Below are 20,873 nucleotides of genomic sequence, written 5' to 3'. Positions count from 1 at the left end.
ATGTCTTGAGCTTCTTTAATCAGCAAATGCGCCTTTCTCATTAGAAGGGCGTATTTTTTCTACAGAACAGCTCTGATAGATCAGGAAGAAACGATAACAAAATGTTGAAGGAAATAGCAAAAAAATCCTATAAGCAAAAAGATCATCGTATAAGCTGTCTGTTATTCTATATTTGTAAGGGTTTACAAAAAAGAGGAGGTAGAAGAGGATGCTTTCAAAACACGTGAAAATTGGCTGGTTGTGTCTGTTAGCTTTTGTTGTGTCACTTTGTTTTAGTATGGGAGTTTTGGCTAAAGAAGGGAACACAGAGACGCATTCATATCAAACGGTGACAGAAATCCATGACTGGGGAGCAGCTGTTACAAAGGTTATCATTGATATAGGCAAACCTCTCCCTAAAGACTCCGTAAATAAGGAAACCTTTCAAGTACATGTATCTAGAAGTGATGCTAGATTAAACAATCCGTTCTTGGAAGAAGGGGAACGCAGAGTCACAAATGCTTATGTGGCAGATAAAAATGGGAACCAAGCTCAAAGAGGAAAGTACGTAGTATTAGAAATGGAAATTGGACCGACTATCTCATTAGGGTCTCCGCTAAACTATGATTTTGCAAACACACATTTTAACGACTGGATCGATAAGGAATATACGATTACTCAGGTCCAAGACATTACGTTTAATCAAGGAAAATCAGGAACAATCTCTGGGTTGGTTATTGATACATTTGCTGGGGAAACAAGAGAACTAATTGATGATTTCTCTTCTGGTTCAAAAACATTTAATGGTGTTACGTTGACATATGCAGATTATGTTCCTGCAAAAGATAAGAAGAAAAATCCATTAATTGTTTGGTTACATGGTGGTGGAGAAGGTGGAACAGATACGACGATTCCACTAGCTGCTAATAAAGCTGTGAGCTTTGTTAGTGAAGAAATCCAGTCTATTTTTGAAGGGGCTTACGTGTTAGTACCGCAAACCCCAACGAGATGGATGGAAGGTTTTACTGGATCAGCTGATGGAACTTCTATTTACCAAGAAGCGCTGATGGAGCTTATTAAAGATTATGTAGCTAACAATCCAGATATCGATACGGACCGAATTTACATTGGTGGAGCTTCAAACGGTGGATATATGACTATGCTTATGATCCGTGATTACCCAGGTTACTTCGCAGCTGCATTTCCGGTATGTGAAGGTTTACGGACTACACTCATCACAGATGAGGATATTGAGAATTTAGCTAAGACGCCAATTTGGTTTGTTACAGCGGAAAATGATACAACGTTACGACCAGAACACTACACGATTCCAACCTATGACCGTTTATTAGAAGCTGGCGCAACCAATGTACATTTTTCTTTATATGATGGAGTCTATGATACTTCTGGAAAATACAAAAACGCTGATGGTACCCCATTTGAATACAACGGTCATTGGTCTTGGATTTATGTCTATAATAACGATCCAGTTAAAGAAATCAATGGAAACCAAGTAACGATTATGGAGTGGATGGCGTTACAGTCATTAGAAAAATAGTAGTAACTAATATCCTGGGCATGAGTTCGATATCGGACTCATGCCTTTTGGGTGCGTAGCACGCCGACTCGCAGAAAAAACAGGAGTGAGCATTTTTGTCCCTCCTGTTTTCCGATTAATTTGGTGAAAACTTAACTAATGGCTCCTGTTATTTTATTTACAGCATCTTGAATAGTTGCAATGAGGTTGTCCATGCTTTCTTTGATCGATTCTGTCACTTGTGTTTGTTCTTCGATGGCCTTTGTTTGATCTTGGATTGATTCGTTCATATTAGATACTTCAGCTGTTAAGCCAGTAAAAGCAAAAAATAGAACACCAATCCCAATTGCAGCAACAATTTTTATACCCTCAATTGATCTATATAAACACCTTTCCAAAAAAAGAAGAGGTGGTATTGTCTCTATATCTTATTCGATCATAGAAAAAAATATAGTGAATCCATTACATCTACATTCTTCTTGTAGAGTTTTACAATGTTTACAAGCCGTATTTTAGAGGCAACCTCAATGTGAAGCGTTAGTTGAGCAAAAGCCTATCGACAAGAAGAATGTTCATGATTATCACGCGCAGCATGGATACGCATTCGGACAAGGTACGGTCAGTTTCCAGATTACTACAATCATAACTATTAACCTCAAAAGGAACGAGTGCTAATTTACTTAAGCTCTCGTTCCTTTCACTTATGAAAGGGCTTATATTATTGGATTTAGAAGATTGAAATAAGAGTTAATATTTTACAAGAATTATGATGGGCGGTTATTCAATGAAAAAAGAAAACGAATGACGAAATTTCTAAGAGTTCCTAAATAGATGTGTAAACATTTCACACGATGAGCCCTTTGCTCCATGCAGTTTTTTTGTGGGTGTAATTCAAATGATTCTAGTTTACATAATGATCTGTTCTAATATTTGTGAAACCTCCTTCGGTCATAATATATGAATGTTGAGGTTTTGAGAATGTTGTTCAAAGTGTAATCAATGGGGATCAATCTGCTGTAGATAGCAGTCTTAATTTAAATGGAACTGCTAACTTGGAAGTGCTTACAGTAACAATTGATGACCGAGTTGAGACTCTAGATTTACAGTTCACTGTTCAAAAAACAGGTGCTATTGTATTAAGTGACGGATTCAGTCATGCTGAATACGACCGAAATTTCCGATACTATGTACCATCCAGTTATGATGGTCAAAGCGATGTTCCATTACTGTTTTACTTCCATGGTATGGGTGGAAGCGGTACTGTACAAGGAGCTTGGCGCGATATAGCTGAAGAAGAAGGCTTTATTGCCGTATTCCCAAGTTCAACCGTATTGCCAACAAATGACCCGAATTCAGGTTATCTTCCAGGTTTCTTCGGTAATCCGTTACCTGTTGCAGGTACTCAATGGGATCCTGGTTATTCTATCGCTCTTCAGTATATTTACAGAGATCAAGTGGACGATGTTGGTTTTGTTTCAGCAATGATTGATTATTTTGATGAACTATACTCACTTGATCTTGATCGCGTATATGCTACTGGTTTCTCTAGTGGTGGTATGTTATCATTCAACCTTGCTGTGAACTTGTCAGATAGACTTGCTGCAGTTGCACCGCTTGGAGCTACTATGACCTTAGGATATGAAATTAATGATGAGTCACCAACAACACCAATTTCAATCATTCACGTAATGGGAGAAGCAGATAATGTTATTCCATTTCGAGGCGGGACTGACAACTTTGGTGCGAATTTTGGTGAACCTGTTTTCCATCACTTCTTAGATGTAGGTCCTTGGTGGGCTGATAAACTTGACATTGATCACGATGGCCGAGTAGATGGAGAAATCGTATCTGATAGCGTAACTAGATACTCATACACTGGTGATCATGCCGATATTATTCAATATGCAGTTGCTGGACTTGATCCCAATGAGCCTAACAATGCTGACATTAACCGTCAGATCGTTTGGGAATATCTAAGTCAATATACTTTAAACACAGACCTACTTCAATAGTTGGATGTTTCGCCAGCCTCACATTACGAGGTTCGGATTAAAACAGAAAAAACCTCCGAAATGGTATTATAAGTGTGATCAAACACCAACCATGAGGAGGTTTTTCTTATCCTTAGACAAGAGCTAAAGCAATTAAGTTTTTACTCTGTTGAAAACATAGGAAGATTAAAATCTCCCTATGTTTTTCATATTCGAAGTTCTTTTTTTATTGAAGATAGAGTTTATTATGCCCTTTAAATTTCAGATTTTGTGACAAAAAACTCATCATTAGATAACCATTGCTCAAAAATTAGTAGCAGAATCAATAGACCAGCTGTTACTTTGGATACACCAGTAATCTCCAGCAAAAAGATCTTCATTTTAATTGACAGAAACTATGATGTATAATTACAACAACTTTTGATGGAAGGTACATGAAAGGAAAAGTTATGACGATTATTGACAAATTAAATCTGAGTAAATATCAAAAAATGGCCGTGCTTAATCAACCTAGTGATTATGAATTGTTTAAAGGATATATGACGGAATTAACAGGAGACCATGATGCTATCTTCATTTTTGTTGAAACGATGGAAGAAATGGTGAATCAAACTCAAAAAGTGATTATTGAGGAACAATTACTAGAAAAAGGATACTTGTTTTTTGCCTATCCGAAAAAAGGGAATAAGCGATATGATACGTTTATTCACAGAGATGAAATTTTTCCAACCATGAAAGTAGGAGAAGGTGATGGATATGTGAAAAATAGCGATTTGAAATTTTCACGAATGGTAAGTATGGATGATGTATTTACTGTCGTTGGGTTAAAACGTGAAAAGAAGAAAGCTGAAAAGTCATCAGCTACTAGTCAATGTGTAGCTGATTACGAGGAAAATGTTAAAGATATAGAAAGGGTATTAAAAGATCATCCAAATGAACTAAAGTTTTATCAGGGACTAACACCAGGTTACAAAAGGGATTGGGCTCGCTATATTTTCTCTGCTAAGCAACAGAAGACTCGTGATAAACGCCGAGTACAAATGATTGATATCTTATCACAAGGATATAAATCGATTGATTTGTATCGTCGAAAAAAGTAATTGACTAAAGATGAAATAGTTTTCAACTAAAGGGAGCATTACTTCAAGTTAAGAAAACAGCATAAAAAACGTCAGCTCCCATTGTATATAACCCCAATTGGCCGACTGAAACATTTCTCGCTTAAAACGTTTTTCTTCTCCTTACGATATGTATTGAATGTCATAAAGAGCATGCGTTTCCAATTATCAAGCACATCCTCATCATTTCTTGAACAGGATGAGGAACACTCCAACACAGTTACAACCACCAACCTATTTTTTTCATACCTTACTAAGTAAGACTGTTTCCTTAAGAGGTAGCAGTTCTAGAGATGGGGATAGGTACAAGGGAACAGACCTTCTTCTTCATTAGTTTCGCTAATTGTGAGAAGAGCATAAGAAACTCCCAAATCTCTTAAAAGCCCTAAGAAGTCTAAACCAGCCACTATTCATTGCAATCTCTTTCCATACTAAAGTAAAATAATGATATGAAAATGATTTCAGGTTTTTAAAAAGTGGAGTGATCGACAAAGTGGCTACGATATCAGACGTTGCAAAATTATCAGGATTGTCCAAAACGACGGTTTCGCGTGTGATCAATAATCATCCGTACGTTTCGGACAAAAAGAGAGAGCAAGTACTAAAGGCGATGAAGGATCTTGGTTACATACCAAACCCTTCTGCAAGAAGGCTAAGAGGGCAGTTAACGACAACCATTGGTGTGATTGTACCGAGGATTGTAAACCCGTTTTTTGCGCATTTAATCAATTCGATTGAACAAGCTGCGTCCCAAAAGGGGTATCAAGTGCTGATTGGTCAAAGTTATGAAGATAGAGAAAAGGAATTAGCTTTTTTAAATTTATTAAAAACCAAGCAAGTTGACGGAATTATTATGACTTCGACTGAAAATGATTGGGATGTTATTGAGTCATATATTGAATATGGTCCAATCATGTTATGTAATGATTATGTGAATCAAGAGATTGCTCCTATGATTCGTTTGGATCAATCAAAAGGTGCGCAAATTGGCGCGAACCATTTGATTGAACGCGGACATCGCAAAATTGCCTACTGTACAGGTGGATTGTTTGATGAGCAGGGTAAAGGGAAAGATCGCAATCAGGGGTTCCAAAAAGCGCTAAGTGAAGCAGGGATTAAGATTAATCCTAAATGGATTTTCGTTGATCAACATACGATTGAAGACGGTAAGTACGTACTAAGACAATTGTTAGAGATGAATGACCGCCCAACGGCTATTTTTACTGGGAGTGATGAAGTGGCAGGTGGAATCATCATTGAAGCTAAAGAGCAAGGCCTAACTATCCCGAACGATCTTGCTGTTATTGGATTCGATGATCAACCGATTGCAGAAATACTGGATCCTAAATTAACGACAATTCGCCAACCTGTTGATCAGATGGGGGAAAAAGCCATTGAAGTCATGATTGAAATGCTGGAGAAAGAAGAAGTGGAAGTAAAAAATTATGAGCTGCCAATAGAATTAGTTGTAAGGCAATCGACTTAATCTGTTTTAACACGAGAGAGTACAAAGTGAAACGTTTCTCATTGTTTCATTTTGTATTTTTTTATAAGTTTTCATGTATGGATGAATTTTCACTAGAATAATTTTAATAGAAAGCGTTGACACAAAACAAAAACTAAAAGTATAATAAAAACAGAAATCGGTTCCACAAAACAAAATGAAATAGCATAAACAATAGCAATTGATTTTTTTCGGATCACTGTGGAACCGATACCACATATATTCGAATTAGAGAAGAGAGAAAAATAATTGTAAAATCTTAATTAGTGGTTATTATCTCTATTTTTTATTTTGTAGTTATATGGAATCGATACCACATCTAAGCACAGTCAATGGGAGGATATATCATGGAAAAGAAATGGTGGCAGAAAGAAGTAATCTATCAAATTTACCCTAAGAGTTTTTATGATTCTAACAATGATGGAATCGGAGATATTAAAGGGATTACGCAAAAGCTAGATTATTTACAGTCTCTAGGTATTACGATGGTTTGGATATGTCCGATTTACAAATCACCTATGGCCGATAATGGATACGATATCTCGGATTATTATCAATTAAACCCGGAGTTTGGTGAGATGAGAGATTTAGATGAGTTAATCGATAAAGCAAAAGAGAAAGGAATTAAAGTGGTCCTTGATCTAGTGATCAATCATACGTCAGACGAACACCCGTGGTTCCAAGATTTATTGGAAAATCCAAAGACGAGTAAGTATAGGGACTTTTACATTTTAAAAACAGGAGAAAATGGTCAACCGCCTACTAACTGGCGCTCTGTTTTTGGTGGAAGTGTATGGGAGCCTTTGCAAGGAACAGATGAGTACTATCTCCATTCATTTGATGTGAAACAGCCTGATTTAAATTGGGAAAACAAAGAAGTCAGAGAAGAACTATATAAAATGGTGAATTACTGGCTTGATAAAGGCATTGCTGGATTTAGGGTAGATGCTATAACGTTTATTAAAAAAGATCAAAACTATGATAATCTTCCTGCTGATGGGGTCGATGGACTTGTAAAATGTACCAAGAAGGCTCGTAATCAGCCGGGTATTGAAGAGTTTTTACACGAATTAAATGACGAGACGTTCTCCAAATACAATTGTGTAACGATTGGAGAAGCTCCTGGGGTACCTTATGAGCAGTACGGGGATTTCATTGGCGACAATGGCTACTTTTCCATGATTTTTGATTTTAGATATGCAGATCTTGATGTTGCTTCTGGAAGTGAGTGGTTTAGAAGAATTGATTGGGATGTACTAGGTTTAAAGGAACTCATTTTTACGAGTCAAAAGGAAATCCAGAAAGCCGGTTGGGGAGCAAACTTTTTAGAGAACCATGATCAGAACAGATCAATCAGTAAGTATATAAAAGAAGAGGAGAACCGAAACTTTTATTCAGCATCTATGCTGGGTGCGATGTTTTTCTATCTTCGCGGGACGCCGTTTATCTATCAAGGTCAAGAGATCGGGATGACGAACTTTGAACGTAAAAGTATTGAAGAATTTGATGATATCTCAAGCATTGATCAATATTATCGTTCGATAAAAGAAGGTTTTAGTGAAGAGGAAGCACTCCACTTTATTAATTTACGAAGCCGTGACAACTCAAGAACTCCATTTCACTGGAGTAATGAGGAAAATGGTGGTTTTACAAAAGGGAAGCCGTGGTTAGGAATGAACGAGAATTACCAAACTATTAATGTAGAACAACAACAGAATGATCCAAATTCGGTATTGAATTTTTATAGAGAGATGATTCAGGTTAGGCAGTCGAGCGTAGCGAGTTATTGTTTCATATATGGAGAGATTGAACCTATTTTAGAAGAACACCCTGCGATTGTTGCCTATAAACGTAAGTTAGGTGCTGAAGAAATTGTTTGCTATTTCAATTTTTCAGCTGAGATTGAAAGCGTTACATTAGAGCATTCAGAGTATCAGGTTCTACTGGACAATTATAAAGAAGAGAAAGAGATTATTTCTGAGCAAGCGCGCTCGTTACAACCATACCAAGCATTAATACTTCAAAAGAAAGAAGCGGGTTCTCATGAGTGAAAATAAATATGGGCGTATAGGAAAAGAACTGATTGAAGTCATCGGTGAAGATAATATCGAATCGTATGTCCATTGTGCAACAAGATTGCGATTCTCCGTTAAAGATCGAACAAAAATTGATGATGAGGCTATTGAAAATATTGATGAGGTAAAAGGCGTATTTTATAATGCCGGTCAATATCAAGTGATTTTAGGTACGGGTACGGTCAATAAAGTTTATTTAGCTTTAAGAGGGGGGCGGCCTGATGAGGTGGAGGACCAAGCAAAAGAGGACTCCTCATCTCAGAATAAGGAAAAAGGGATCAGAAGGGCTGTTCGTACGTTAGCTGATATTTTCATTCCGATTATCCCCATTATTGCCGCAACAGGTTTATTCCTTGGGTTAAGGGGTGTTTTGACCAGTGATGCGTTCTTAGGTTTAATAGGAAAGAGTATTGATGACATTCCTGAATACCTTTTAACGCTAACATCTGTTTTGACAGATACAGCCTTTGCGTTTTTGCCAGCGCTGATTTGTTGGTCGGCCTTTAGGAAATTTGGCGGGATGCCGATCATTGGATTTGTACTTGGACTCATGCTTGTTTCTCCTGCTTTGCCGAATGCATATGCAGTAGCAGACATTAATAGCGGGGTTGACCCTATTATTGCGTTTGGTTTCATCCCGATTGTCGGGTATCAAGGAAGTGTGTTAACTGCACTTGTTGTTGGATTTCTTGGGGCAAAATTGGAGAGGAAATTACGGGCTGTCATGCCGAATGCGTTAGACTTAATTTTTACCCCGTTCTTCGTTTTACTATCAATGATGATTACTGGATTGCTTATTTTAGGTCCACTATTGCATTTTGTAGAAGCGGGATTAGTAACAATTGTCACGCAACTGATCGATATTCCTCTAGGTATTGGCGGCTTACTGATTGGCTTTATTTACCCGTTAGCTGTTATGACCGGAATGCATCATTTATTTATTATGATTGAAACAACGATGCTTGCAAACACGGGTTTCAATCCTTTAATTACCTTATGTGCGATGTACGGATTTGCTAATGCTGGTACTTGTTTAGGAATTACAGTGAAAGCGAAAAAGAGTACGGTAAAGGTAACGGGAGCGAGTGCAACGGCAACTCAATTACTTGGTGTTAGTGAACCTGCACTGTTTGGGGTCGTAATGAGGTACAGTACGAAACCGCTTTATGTGATGATTGCTTGTTCCGCTGCTGGGGGTGCCGTCCTTTCCTTATTGAATGTACAGGCAAACTCATATGGATTAGCGGTCGTTCTTTCTCCTTTAATGTACATTTATGATTGGAGTCAGCTTCTTGCTTACCTAGTTGTTTCCGTTATCACTTTTATTGCTGCATTTTTCATTACGTATTTATTTGCTGTACCAAAAGAAGTAATGGTTGCAGATGAAGAGGCAGATGTAAGGAATGTGAGTTGATGGTTTGAGGTTGATCTCAAGGTGGAGAACTTTTCTTAATCAAGAGGAGTTCTCCACCTTTTTTAGTTTGAAAAGTGAGGGGGAGGTAGGGGTGTATCCTATTTTAAAAAAAGAGTATGTACAACTAAGAAGTGAGTTCTGTATGGAACGAGGCCGAGAAAAATTCCAATATCTGATAAAAATTTTTACCGAATGTATGTAGAGTGGCATAGTGTTAAGGGTATTTAAGAGTTTTGGCACCTATTCCAAATGAAACACAGTTTGCCTTTTTGGATCCTATCTGTTACTCTAAGGAAGAATTATTTTTGTTCGATCTGTAGGAACGAATAAGTGGTTTAAACTTTTCGCCTTTGATAACTGAACATCAATAGTAACAAATGGTGGACGTAATCCACCGCAGGAGGAAACGCACATGCAAGAAGGTACAGTAAAATGGTTTAACGCAGAAAAAGGATTCGGTTTCATCGAAGTTGAAGGTGGAGATGATGTATTCGTACATTTCTCAGCTATCCAAGGCGAAGGATTTAAATCTTTAGATGAAGGTCAAAAAGTTACATTTGACACAGAGCAAGGTCAACGTGGACCTCAAGCTGTTAATGTAAACAAAGCATAATTAAGCAAAAAAGGACTCTAGATTAGAGTCCTTTTTTCTTTTTGCAAACACACAATACAAAAAAGGCTGACTAATGAATGCCTTCTCCCTTTTAAAATCCGATCTATAAACCATATGGTAAAAGTCTATATTCTCGAGTTTGTAGGATGTGGCATTTTACTATTAGTCAGCCTCGGGGCAACATGATACAAGTGGTAAAATGGTTAGATGAAGCATAACACACAATGCTTAGAATACCTAATTTTATCGCATTTTATTTGGATAGCTCTCTCTAAAAATGGTTACAATGACGATATCTTAATTTAAAGTGATTGTTGGGTGGCATAATCTAAGCATAAAAGCACTAGCAATATTTAAAGAGGAAGTGAACTCTCGTGATAAACATAACGATTCCAACACCAAATGTTACGATTACCAAACAAGATAATCCAGAGCTAAGTAATATTTATGGATTTACTGATTTCCATCTGATCCCTAGAGATAAGGGTGGTATTTTTATGTTTTATAATGGCAATAAGGAATTATTGTTCGTCGGTAAAGCAAGGAAGTTAAGACAAAGAATCAAAAAACATTTTGAGGATACAGTATCGCCAATCAAAGATCATAGAAATGAAGTGACTAAAATTGATGTTTGTGTGGTCGAAAGCCCTGTACATAGAGAAATCTATGAGACGTTTATAATTAATGAACTCAAGGCGAAGTACAATGTAGACAAAGTGTTTTCTTAAAGTGAAATCTGAATAATGAAAAGCAATAGGTACGGTCTAGTTAGGCTGTATTTATTGCCTTTTTACTTTTAAATCCATATTTAGCGAGTACCAACAAAGTGGGAGTGAAACTTGGTTCACGAATCTGGGAGCAAGGAGAAAAAGCTAGGAATATGGCTAGGGGAAGCGAGCATGTCAGACATGGATTCCCTACTGAAGAAATCTATATTTTTTGCATTTATTTTTAATATAGTATAATAACCCTTGTGCTTAATGGGGTATTTCCTGTGAAGAAGATATTTCTTTATTAATTGCTGCATCGTTAGAAAAGCAAGGGAACGGTCTTTCATAGAGCCAATAGAAGCGCAGTTTCCTTCAAATATTCAGCTCCCGGAAGATCCTCTTGTTTTTATCTCAAGTGGACTCAAGTTCCGCTATCTGTGACAAACAGTGTTTTATTGGGGTGTCCACTCGCAGTAATCGCACAACGTCATGCCCCTCGCGCTGTTCAGGTTGTTACGTTGCCTGCACACCTCAAACGACTACTATCCAGACATATTTTGCCTTAGTACCGTGTGAATCACAATTACACGATTATACCGATCAATAAAAAAACCGATTCCAAACATAAACAAAATCGTGCCTATACCAAGACCAGTTATGTGCTGTTGAAAGAGCATAATAATCACACTAATGGATAATGGTATGGACGTACAAAGGATGGTTCCTAATGTATAGTTGTTAAATCGTTTACCAAACGCCTTCAACAAATAGTCAGACGGCAGATATACGGAGCTTGATTGAAAATAAATGCTGATAGCAACTGCCATAAGGTTGAGCCCTAATACTAAATAGAAAAAACGAATCCATATATTTTCAGGTAGATACATCATGTGATGTAAGTAGACAAATAGATCAATAAACAATCCAAAAACGAAGGTAAGAGCCATACTTTTAGCTATCATCGCTACGGTAAAAGGGATTTTCATGAGATAGCTAAGTAGAAATGAACAAACATTCAAAATAACAATGCAGACACCGATGGAAAACGGAAGTATAGACGAAAGATTTTCCCCTGCAGCTGCCCAGGGCGCACTTCCTAAGCTAGCTATTATCATAAAGCTATTTCCTAGAGCATTTAACGTAATTGAACAGACATACCATAATAAGCTTACAGGTAGACTTCTCATTATAACCTCCCATTTTTCACGGGAGATAGTCTTATCAACTATCTCTGTTTTCAATTCTGTACCATTACCAATGATAGGAAAACACTACAAAGTAATCATTAGACAGAGTGTCATACATTTCGAGATATTTTCTGCACCTAATTTTTGGCTAAATGTAGAGAATGTACAATAAAATGAAAAAAGTATGTAATGCTAGGAATCAAGCAAATGATTTGATTTTAACCAAGAGTAAACACAATCAACAAACTTTCTAGTGGCAGGAGACGTATTAGGTTTTGTCGCAATTCCAATGTAGCGAAAAGATTCTTTTTCTAAGTTGAGAATACGCATACAACTAGGAAGAGAAGATAACGTCATCTCAGGTCTTATGCTTATACCTAAATTATTTTTCACCATGGCAATGATTATTTCGTCTTCGGAAACTTCAAATTTAATTTGGGGATTAATATTGTTTTCTTTAAATATCTCTCTAACCTCATGGTCCCAGCCTAATTTAGGGATAATTAAACGTTCATTTTCTATTTCCTTAAATGATATGTTGTCTTTATTCTGGAGTGGATGTTGATCGGACAAAATACAAAGCATTCGATCTTTTTTTAGTGGGGTAAACTCTAGTGATTTAGGTGTTGGTAACGTTAGAAACCCACAATCTACCTCTCCTGTAGAAATCCATTGTTCAATGGAAGCATAGTCTCCTTCATATAATTGTAATTCAATCCCCGGATGATCTTCTTCAAACAGTTTTATGATGTCGGGAAGCCATTGTGAAGCGACACTAGTGAATGTTCCTATTCTTACAACCCCCATTTCAATTCCGTTAATGGCTGCGGCTTCTTGTTTCATTCCTTCATATAAAAACAATATATCACGAACATACGAAAGCATCCGTTCTCCATTGCTCGTGAGTTGGATACCGCCTCTCCCTCGGGTAAGTAATGAAAACCCTAATTCCGTTTCCAAGCTCGTAATGGCTTGACTGATCCCTGATTGAGTTAAATTTAATATTTGACCAGCCTTAGTCAGACTTCCAGATTCAACGACTGTGTAAAAAACTTCATAGCGAGCAAGAGTCATCATCATTCTCCATTCATAAGTTTTCATTATGCTTTGCATCATAATAATTAATTTTACTAAAAATAGTAGGATGAAGTATACTGAATTTAATGAATTTATTAAAATTTATTGTAATAGAAGTAGCGAAAATCAAAAATATATATTATATAAATATAATTGAAAGCGTTTACTGTCAATAGTGACTCAGATAAGAGGAAGCGGAAATTATATTTTCTTTGATTAAAGTTAGTTGAGAATTAACAGTTGATCTAGTGGGGTTTATCTGATTTTTACTCCTTCTATCTTCACGAAGAAAAAATAAAGACGGAAGAAAACCTTACAAAAATCGTAGAGTAATATAGGTTTGTAGATATAATAACCGACATAAGGAGAATGTCGATTAGGTGAACCATCTCCATTCAAGAACGAAAAATAGTAAAAGGGAAATAAATCGTAAATGACCGTAGGGGGAATGTATGTATGAACTTTGAAAGCAAATTATCAATTGATGAGATTTTAAAGAGTAAACATTTTAGCGATGCGAATGTAATTGCTGGAAAGGGAGGGCTCTCTCATCCGGTTCGATGGGTTCATGTTTTAGAAGTCACATCAATTGATAATTTGTTAAATGGCAACGAACTGATCCTTTCAACAGGAGTTGGATGGAAAGGAGATCCAACTACATTTGCGTTATTAGTTCAAAAGTTTATTGATTCGAATGCAGCTGGTTTATGTATTGAATTAGGTCCATATGTCCAAGAGGTTCCTCAAGAAATTATCGATTTAGCCAACAACTGTGATTTTCCACTGATCACCTTTGCGAAAGAAGTACGCTTTATCGATATCACACAAGAAATTCACAGCTTACTAGTAAAGAAACATTATCAACTTCTTTCTGATTTAGAAGATTTCTCAAATCGGCTGAATCAATTGCTTCTTTCATCCAATCCGAAACCAAGAATTTTAGAGCTTTTATATGAATACTTAGGAATGCGAATATTTTATATTTCTAATCAAGGAGAGGTTACCGTTATTCCTAAGACGAATGTATCCGACCAAGATAAACTGTTTGACCTAATCAAAACAAATAATATCCCTAAAAATATGAATGTGGCACACCAACCCGTTCAAGCTCTTAATCAAACGTTTGCAGACTTGTTTATCATTTCAGAAACAGAAGCAATCACTGAATTTGAATCTCTTATATTAGATAGAAGTGCTATTGCTTTGGCTCAAGCTCTTTTACGTGAGTTATATATTGAAGAACAAAAGAAGGCAAAGGAAGCGGAATGGGTAAGTCACTGGCTTGAAGGGGATCATAGCAAGGAACAAATCCAAACACATTTGTTCGAACTTGAACCTGATCTCAAACCTAACGGATGTGCGGTGCTACTTTGTAAAGCTAGTAACTTGGATAAAATCAACTCAGAAATTACGTACTTGAAAGTATTTCTTAGTTCTATTTTTGAGCAAAGAGGCATCTTTTTGTGCTCCTCAATCCAAAAAAATCAAATGGCTATGATACTAGTAAATAAACGAAAAAAACACGACTTTAAACGTAGAGTGCAAGATTGTATCGATTGCATCAAAAAGTCCGATTTTATTAAAAAGCAGAACCTGACTAAGATGGAGATAAGTGTTGGACAGTTCGTCGACCAATTAGATCATGTACGAAATAGTTACCGTACAGCAAAGGAAACGTTAAGTATCAAAGAAAAAATGCCAAATGAAATACGTAAATATTTTTATGAAGATTTATATATCTTTCGAATTGTACTCGCTGCAAATGAACAAGGCATCCTTCGTGAATTCATTTATGATTACATTGGACCGGTCTTAGAGCATGATCAACAGAACAATGGAGAGTTATTACAGACGTTAAAAATGTATTTAAGATGCAAAGGTGCCAAAAAAGAAACGGCTGAACATCTGTTTATTGTTCGACAAACGCTTTATCATCGTTTGGATAAATTGTATGAGTTAATTGGAAATGATTTTATGGAACCGTATAAACGACAAGCAATTGAAGTATCCATCTCCGCATATGAATATGCTGTCGCTTCAAAGCAAATTTTTGATGCTTCCTATTTTTCAATTTCTAAAACGTCTTAAAACTCCTAAATCGTGATGAAACCCTAAGATTTTAGTAGGGTTTCTTTTTTTATGACAACTTGTAAACTCGTTTAGAAGTGATGTTTAAAAAAGGTAGAAAACGTATGCTGAAAATTTGACACAGTGTCTAGTGATAGGGTGGTAGAGGACAAATATAATTGGGTTAAAGATTTAATTCTATTTTACAGGAGGTTCTCAATGGAATTATCACAAACGGCCCTACTGAATGAACAAACACAAAATTTGCAGAAAACAGATGAAAAGTACCTTTGGCATGCGATGAAAGGAGCGGGTCCTAACCCTGCTAATCTTATTATTACGAAAGCAGAAGGTGCGTGGGTGACCGATATTAATGGCAATCGTTATTTAGACGGGATGTCTGGTCTGTGGTGTGTTAATGTTGGTTATGGACGAAAAGAGCTCGCTCAAGCTGCGTTTGAACAACTGGAAGAAATGCCGTATTTTCCGCTCACGAATAGTCACGTTCCGGCGATTAAATTAGCAGAAAAGTTGAATGAATGGCTCGGTGAGGAGTATGTCATTTTCTTCTCAAACAGTGGATCAGAAGCAAACGAAACAGCGTTTAAAATTGCCCGTCAGTATCATCATCAAAAAGGAGACCGTGATCGTTATAAGTTCATTTCGCGCTACCGGGCTTATCATGGCAACTCAATGGGGGCATTGGCAGCAACCGGCCAAGCGCAACGTAAATACAAATATGAGCCATTAGGACAAGGTTTTTTGCATGTTGCTCCACCTGATACGTATCGAAATCCAGATGATGTTCATACGCTTGAAAGTGCCAATGAAATTGATCGTGTGATGACATGGGAGTTAAGCCAAACGGTAGCGGGTGTCATTATGGAACCGATCATTACTGGAGGCGGGATTATAATGCCACCTGATGGTTACATGAAAAAAGTAAAAGAAATTTGTGAGAATCATGGTGCCTTGCTTATTTGTGATGAAGTGATCTGCGGATTTGGCCGGACGGGCAAACCATTTGGCTTCATGAACTATGACGTGAAACCAGATATTATTACGATGGCAAAAGGAATCACAAGTGCGTACCTTCCTTTATCAGCGACGGCCGTGAAACGAGAGATTTATGAGGCTTATGTTGGTAGTGAAGATTATGATCGTTTCCGTCATGTTAACACATTTGGTGGAAATCCTGCGGCTTGCGCATTGGCACTTAAAAATCTAGAAATTATGGAAAATGAAAAACTGATTGAACGCTCGAAAGAGTTAGGGGAACGTCTATTGCTTGAACTTGATGAACTAAAAAAACATCCAAACGTAGGGGATATCCGCGGAAAAGGTCTTTTAGTAGGAATTGAGCTAGTAGAAGACAAGGAAACGAAAGAACCTGCTGCAGTGGAAAAGCTAAACCAAGTCATAGGTGCGTGTAAAAATAGAGGATTAATTATAGGAAAAAATGGCGATACGGTTGCAGGCTATAACAATATTTTACAACTTTCACCGCCGTTAAGTATTACAGAGGAAGACTTTGCGTTTATTGTGAAAACGTTGAAAGAATGCATCTTGGAGTTAGATTAACCTTTATCTCGTGAACTGTGTAATTGTTAAAATAAAGCGATAAGGTTACATCCTTGATGCTTTATTTTAACAATATTACTAAAGCGCTTACAAAAAAGATGTAAGAACATAAACGACTCGTCTTTAACAATGTGTCTATTGTGACAAATATCAAAACACGGTACATTTAAATAAATCTACTATATAGATAAGAGGGAGAACCATATAGGTGAGAAAATGTAGATTTTAGTCGATTTATATGAAGAACAAGGAGGTAGATTCTATAAAATAATAACAAATATTGAAAGTTAGGTATACACTCAGGAAACTAAATATTACGATTTCTCGAAAGATTACCTCAGACTTCATCTTGCTAAATGGAGCTACGAATTAATGTGATCTCATGTTTGAGATCAAGGGATTTATTTTGAAATAATTGAAAAATGAGAACGGTATCATTTGGAGTTCAGTCTATTGTCTAAAGTTATTATGCTATTAAACTCATATTTGATAGGAGTCCAACTATGATGAAGGAGGTAAGTCGTGATGAAGGAGACAGTTGTAATTACAGGAGCTGGAAGTGGACTAGGAGCTTCCTTGGCGAGGAAGTTTTCATCACTCGGGAGCCATGTGTGTTTAATAGGTAGAACACAGGAAAAACTTTTGGAAACTGCTTCTAAACTAGAAAATGATTACTCTATCTTTGAAGCGGATGTAACGTCTAGAGTAAGTGTTAGGAATACTATTAGAAAAATACAAGAAGAAAGAGACTCGATTGATTGCTTAGTGAACAATGCAGGTGTCGGAGTTTTTAAATGTATTGAAGAGTTAACGGAAGAAGAAATTAATCAAATGATAGATATCAACTTAAAGGGGACAATATACTGTACCCAAGAAGTTTTAACAGGTATGAGAGAGAAGAACAAAGGAACAATTGTTAATATTGTATCGGGTTCTGGAAAAGTAGCTAAACCAACGGAAAGTGTCTATAGTGCCAGTAAATTTGGTGTTCGTGGATTTTCAGATGCTCTTGCGTTAGAAGTGGAAGATTCAAAGATTAATATTTTTTCCGCGTATATGGGAAACATGAAAACGAATTTATGGAGAAATGATCTTGAAAATAAAAACCTGGATCTTTATATGGATCCAGAGGATGTAGCTGAAATCATAATTGAAAATTTAAAGCCACGCAAACACCTTAATGTTAGTGACATAACTATTCTCAACCACAACTAGTAAATGGGATCTTCCTCTGACAAAGGTCTATAGGAAGCAGGGTAGTACTCAATAAAATACTTTTAATCAACACAGAATCATGAGTATAAAAAAATGAATCGAGTTTTTAAAAGAGGAGTTTAAAAAATACTCAATTTGTGACTTTATTGTCGATTGAGTTGATGGGGGGATTTTATGCAGGAGTTTTTTAGTTGGCTTAGTGGGTTAGTGTGGAATCAATACTTTGTATACTGTTTTTTAGGAATAGGTTTGTTTTTTACAATTGCAACAAAGTTTGTTCAGGTAACACACATCAAAGACATGGTTAAATTAACATTTCAGAGAAAAAGTTCAAAAAGTGGGGTTTCATCGTTTCAGGCAATATCGTTATCATTAGGTAGCCGTGTTGGAACAGGAAATATTGCAGGTGTTGCAACAGCTATCACGTTCGGAGGGCCTGGAGCGGTTTTTTGGATGTGGGTCATGGCATTTTTAGGTGCGGCAACATCTTTTATTGAAACAACACTTGCGCAAATGTATAAAAGTAAACAAAATGGGGAATATCGTGGTGGGCCTTCGTATTACATTGAGAAGGGGTTAGGATTAAAGAAATTTGCCATTGCCTATGCAATTTTAACAATAGTTGCAAATGGTTTCTTATTAATGAATATTCAATCAAATACTATTGCAGCTTCAATGAATGAAGCTTTTGGGATTAATCCTATATTTACGGGACTATTTTTGGTACTGATTTTGTTTATGATCTTGATTGGAGGAATCAAAAGAATTGCAAAGACAGCGGAATTTGCAGTACCTATAATGGCTATTGGTTATATAGTTGTTAGTATCATTGTTTTAGTCGCTAATATATCTGTTATACCAGATGTTTTTAGATTAATAGTATCAAGTGCCTTAGGAGTAGAAGCGACGTTAGGAGGTATGTTAGGTTCTGCTATTGCTTGGGGAGTTCAGCGTGGGTTCTTCTCAAATGCTGCTGGATCTGGTGGTGAAACGTTTGAAGGAGCAGCTGCTGAAGTGTCACATCCGGCAAAGCAGGGACTGGTACAGTCTTTAGGGGTATTTATTGATACATGGGTTCTTTGCTCGTTAACAGCCTTTATGATTCTAGCTACCGGAATGTTCAATGTCCATCCTTCTGGGGAAGAAACGCTCGTTTCTAACATTCCAGGTGTAGAAGCTGGTGTAGTAAATATTCAGCTAGCTGTAGACAGTGTACTTCCTGGTTTCGGTTATACATTTTTGGCGATTGCTCTGCTTTTCTTTTGTTTTACAACAATGATTTCTTACTACTATAAGTCTGAAACAAGCTTAGCCTTTATTAATCGAAATAGGAAGAGTAACGGAGTCTGGTCAGGACATCTTCTGAAGTTTGGAGTTCTATTCTTTGTATTTACGGGTACTATCATTTCTGCAAGTGCAGCTTGGACTATCGGTGACATTGGATTAGGAAGTATGGCGTACTTAAATATTGTTGCTTTGCTTCTTCTGACAAAGCCGGCATTGAAAGTGTTGAACGATTATAAGGAACAAAAAAGAGCAGGAAAAGATCCTGTATTTGATCCAGTAAAGCTTGGAATTAAGAACGCTGATTTTTGGGAGAATGAATATAAAATAGAGAATGTCGATGAGAAGGATAATTCCAAAGCTCTTTAACGAAGAGTAATAGTAAAGGTAGCTTAGATTATTAATTTTAAAAAATAGTTTTGAGGAGTGAAGGGAATGAGACTTAGTGATAAAGTGGCGTTAGTAACAGGTGCTGGTTCTGGTATGGGGGCAGCGATTGCACAAGGATATTTGAAAGAAGGTGCAAAGGTAGTATTTGCAGATATCAATAAAGAGTCAGCGGAAAAAATAGCTCTAGAATCAGGTGTATCAGATGAAATGTGGTTAGCTGCATACATTAATGTTGGAAAGTTAGATGATGTGAAAAGGTGTATTGAAGAGACAATTCAAAGATTTGGAAAGTTAGACATTCTTGTAGCAAATGCAGGAATTACGATAAGAAAACCATTTTTAGAACTAACAGAAGAAGATTATGATCGGGTTATGCAGGTGAATGCAAAGGGTGTCTTTCTTTGTAGTCAAGAAGCTGCACGTGTTATGTCCCAAAACGGTGGCGGATCGATTATTCATATCTCTTCGACGACTTCTGTGCTTGCAGAACCGAATACAGTAGAGTATGGTGCTTCCAAAGGGGCAGTTGCTTCTATGACTCGACATATGGCACTAGATCTTGGGGGTTATAATATTCGCGTAAATGCAATAGCTCCAGGAACCATTCGTACCCAACTAACAATGAATAGACTCTCAGATCACGCAGTAATGGAAAAAGAAAGTGGTCTAACCATGTTAAATCGAGTTGGAGAAACAGATGATATTGTAGGTCCAGCTGTCTTTTTAGCATCAAATGAATCATCCTTTATAACTGGGTCTCATATATTCGTAGATGGAGGGTTTTCCGTTAAATAATTTATTTAACGAGGATTTTCCGGGTGCCTTATTAATTCACTTGTAATGCAAATTAATTAGTTTTGTTATCATTCATCAATGTAATTAAACTAATGTATACAAGAAGAATGTCAACTTTATAATGGTATATATTTTCAAAGATTGAAAATATTACGAGTTATATTATTAGGATTTTGATTGAACAGACGTTTCTTTGGAACGATCTGTTCTTTTTAATGGTTTAGAAAACCCCTGGCTATGCCGGGGGTTCAAAAGAGCTTATAGCGTGGTAGTAAAAAAAAACCTCACTTCATGATAGGATAAAGTTGGTTTCCCGACCACTTCATCTCACCATCG

Annotated in this window: 16 protein-coding genes; 13 read left to right on the top strand and 3 right to left on the bottom strand. The window is 36.8% G+C overall.

What is annotated here, in order from left to right; translation table 11 throughout:
* Positions 1–208 precede the first annotated feature (208 nt).
* Positions 209–1,537, top strand: a complete 1,329-nt coding sequence (locus N0O92_RS10685) for a prolyl oligopeptidase family serine peptidase (RefSeq protein WP_315614642.1) — start codon at positions 209–211, stop codon at positions 1,535–1,537.
* Between the two features lie 131 nt (positions 1,538–1,668).
* Here N0O92_RS10685 and N0O92_RS10680 read toward each other — a convergent pair whose 3' ends face one another.
* The gene (locus N0O92_RS10680) at positions 1,669–1,806 is read right to left on the bottom strand and encodes a hypothetical protein (RefSeq protein ID WP_315614641.1); all 138 of its coding nucleotides are present in this window, start codon (positions 1,804–1,806) and stop codon (positions 1,669–1,671) included.
* Positions 1,807–2,574: 768 nt separating this feature from the next.
* On the opposite strand from N0O92_RS10680, the gene N0O92_RS10675 reads away from it, so the two are divergent.
* The 7 genes from N0O92_RS10675 to N0O92_RS10645 all read left to right on the top strand — a co-directional run bounded on the left by N0O92_RS10675 (position 2,575) and on the right by N0O92_RS10645 (position 10,959).
* Positions 2,575–3,528: a CE1 family esterase gene (locus tag N0O92_RS10675; RefSeq protein WP_315614772.1), complete on the top strand. Its 954-nt coding sequence runs from the start codon at positions 2,575–2,577 to the stop codon at positions 3,526–3,528.
* A gap of 428 nt (positions 3,529–3,956) precedes the next feature.
* Positions 3,957–4,607, top strand: a complete 651-nt coding sequence (locus tag N0O92_RS10670) for a YdeI/OmpD-associated family protein (RefSeq protein ID WP_315614771.1) — start codon at positions 3,957–3,959, stop codon at positions 4,605–4,607.
* Between the two features lie 511 nt (positions 4,608–5,118).
* Positions 5,119–6,111, top strand: a complete 993-nt coding sequence (locus N0O92_RS10665; protein WP_315614640.1) for a LacI family DNA-binding transcriptional regulator — start codon at positions 5,119–5,121, stop codon at positions 6,109–6,111.
* A gap of 365 nt (positions 6,112–6,476) precedes the next feature.
* Complete coding sequence (locus tag N0O92_RS10660) at positions 6,477–8,180, top strand: glycoside hydrolase family 13 protein (protein ID WP_315614639.1); 1,704 nt, start codon at positions 6,477–6,479, stop codon at positions 8,178–8,180.
* Positions 8,173–9,618, top strand: coding sequence for a PTS transporter subunit EIIC (locus N0O92_RS10655; RefSeq protein WP_315614638.1), 1,446 nt, complete (start codon positions 8,173–8,175; stop codon positions 9,616–9,618). Before N0O92_RS10660 ends, N0O92_RS10655 begins: the two co-directional genes overlap by 8 nt.
* Before the next feature lie 412 nt (positions 9,619–10,030).
* Entirely contained in the window at positions 10,031–10,231 is a 201-nt protein-coding gene (locus N0O92_RS10650) for a cold-shock protein (RefSeq protein ID WP_250098471.1), read from the top strand.
* A gap of 374 nt (positions 10,232–10,605) precedes the next feature.
* Entirely contained in the window at positions 10,606–10,959 is a 354-nt protein-coding gene (locus N0O92_RS10645) for a nucleotide excision repair endonuclease (protein WP_315614637.1), read from the top strand.
* 524 nt (positions 10,960–11,483) lie between these two features.
* On the opposite strand, the gene N0O92_RS10640 is transcribed toward N0O92_RS10645, so the two are convergent.
* Both N0O92_RS10640 and N0O92_RS10635 read right to left on the bottom strand, forming a co-directional pair.
* Entirely contained in the window at positions 11,484–12,128 is a 645-nt protein-coding gene (locus N0O92_RS10640) for a YczE/YyaS/YitT family protein (RefSeq protein ID WP_315614636.1), read from the bottom strand.
* A gap of 192 nt (positions 12,129–12,320) precedes the next feature.
* Entirely contained in the window at positions 12,321–13,229 is a 909-nt protein-coding gene (locus tag N0O92_RS10635) for a LysR family transcriptional regulator (protein WP_315614635.1), read from the bottom strand.
* Between the two features lie 432 nt (positions 13,230–13,661).
* On the opposite strand from N0O92_RS10635, the gene N0O92_RS10630 reads away from it, so the two are divergent.
* From N0O92_RS10630 to N0O92_RS10610, 5 genes are all read left to right on the top strand, one after another.
* Positions 13,662–15,293, top strand: a complete 1,632-nt coding sequence (locus tag N0O92_RS10630; protein WP_315614634.1) for a PucR family transcriptional regulator — start codon at positions 13,662–13,664, stop codon at positions 15,291–15,293.
* A 198-nt stretch (positions 15,294–15,491) separates the two neighbouring features.
* Positions 15,492–16,853, top strand: coding sequence for an aspartate aminotransferase family protein (locus N0O92_RS10625; protein ID WP_315614633.1), 1,362 nt, complete (start codon positions 15,492–15,494; stop codon positions 16,851–16,853).
* 525 nt (positions 16,854–17,378) lie between these two features.
* Positions 17,379–18,068: an SDR family oxidoreductase gene (locus tag N0O92_RS10620; protein ID WP_315614632.1), complete on the top strand. Its 690-nt coding sequence runs from the start codon at positions 17,379–17,381 to the stop codon at positions 18,066–18,068.
* Between the two features lie 174 nt (positions 18,069–18,242).
* Positions 18,243–19,721: an alanine/glycine:cation symporter family protein gene (locus N0O92_RS10615; RefSeq protein ID WP_315614631.1), complete on the top strand. Its 1,479-nt coding sequence runs from the start codon at positions 18,243–18,245 to the stop codon at positions 19,719–19,721.
* A 66-nt stretch (positions 19,722–19,787) separates the two neighbouring features.
* A complete protein-coding gene (locus tag N0O92_RS10610; protein ID WP_315614630.1) occupies positions 19,788–20,537 on the top strand; it encodes an SDR family NAD(P)-dependent oxidoreductase in 750 nt (249 codons plus the stop codon).
* Positions 20,538–20,873 lie beyond the last annotated feature (336 nt).

Origin of the sequence: Alkalihalobacillus sp. MEB130 (genome assembly GCF_032335535.1) — a bacterium.
Classification (GTDB): domain Bacteria; phylum Bacillota; class Bacilli; order Bacillales; family Bacillaceae_D; genus Halalkalibacter.
This window is presented reverse-complemented; position numbering and strand designations above follow the sequence as displayed.